Source organism: Sporolactobacillus sp. KGMB 08714 (assembly GCF_036598985.1).
Taxonomy (GTDB): Bacteria; Bacillota; Bacilli; order Bacillales; family Sporolactobacillaceae; genus Sporolactobacillus.
Map to the genome: position 1 here is coordinate 1 of NZ_JAUUBW010000062.1, position 1,135 is coordinate 1,135.

The 1,135-nt window shown below is 44.7% G+C and carries 1 protein-coding gene; it reads right to left on the bottom strand.

Annotated elements, in window-relative coordinates; all coding sequences use genetic code 11:
* The coding region (istA, locus tag Q6A92_RS18120) for an IS21 family transposase (RefSeq protein WP_332238963.1) at nt 1–1,067 on the bottom strand (1,067 nt) is incomplete at its 3' end.
* Nucleotides 1,068–1,135: the final 68 nt, after the last annotated feature.

Genomic DNA, 1,135 nt, shown 5'->3' on the forward strand with positions numbered 1-1,135 from the left:
CGACGTTTCATTTCTTGTTCGGCATCATTCTTTTTGTTGTTTTTCAAGATGGTCTGAAGGACCTTGACCGTCGGTCTTTGGGTCATAGAGAGAGCCATCTTACAGGCACGCTCAATTTCATATTTGGTATAGCGCTGTTCCAGTTTTTTAAGTGAAAAAATGGAGTTTAACGCCTGCTTTTCTGTCGGATAGGTGTTTAAAATATAACGCACGAGGCTCCACGTTGCTGACCCGATACTCTCGGCCCAGCTTTGTGCAGCCTCAGGGGTTTGATCCACAAATAACAGATGATGGTCAGGCATGTGGTCGCGGATAGTGGATAATTGACCGAATTTCCCATATAATCGTCTATGTGAGGCAACGCGCATATGGTTGAAAAAGATCTCAACGAGATCGTCTGATAGTTTGACTTCTACTTGTCGATTGATGTATTCGTAGGGAACCGAATAAAACATGCTTTCGACAGAGATATGATAGTCAGGACGAACCTTCGCTGTTTTCCATTCAGACATTTTATAAGGGCGGTCCGGAAGAGGAGAAAGTGCGAATTTCTCCTCTTCTTTAAACGCTGAAAAGCGGTTGCCCTTTTTGCGTGTAAAAGGACGGTTATTAAATTCCTCTAACTTCTTCCAGACTTCTTCATTCAATTCATCCATACTAAAACACGGAATGTTTCTCAATGCAGCGATGATCCATGTTGAAAGGATGCCAACAGAGTTTTCCACATTGGCCTTATCTTTTGGGGTACGAACACGAGCTGGCATCACGACGGTGTGATAGTAGTCTGCCATTTCTCTATAAACGGGGTTCAAAACGAGCTCTTTTCGGGTATGCTTCGTCACGCTTGTCTTCAAATTATCCGGGACGACAATCTGTGTCACTCCTCCGAAATACTCATACGCATGACGATGGGCGATGATCCATGAACGAAGGTCCATAGATAATGTGGCTTCGGCATAAGACAACTGGCTACATGGGAGTGTCGCAATGAAGATATAAGCTTTGAGTTTTTCTCCTGTATCCCGGTCACATATGAATGCTGTTGCCCCGGCCCAATCGACCTCCATGATCTCTCCCGGTTTTCTTCGGATACGCAGAGTTGCCTTATATTTATCCGCATACCGGCTATAGTGCC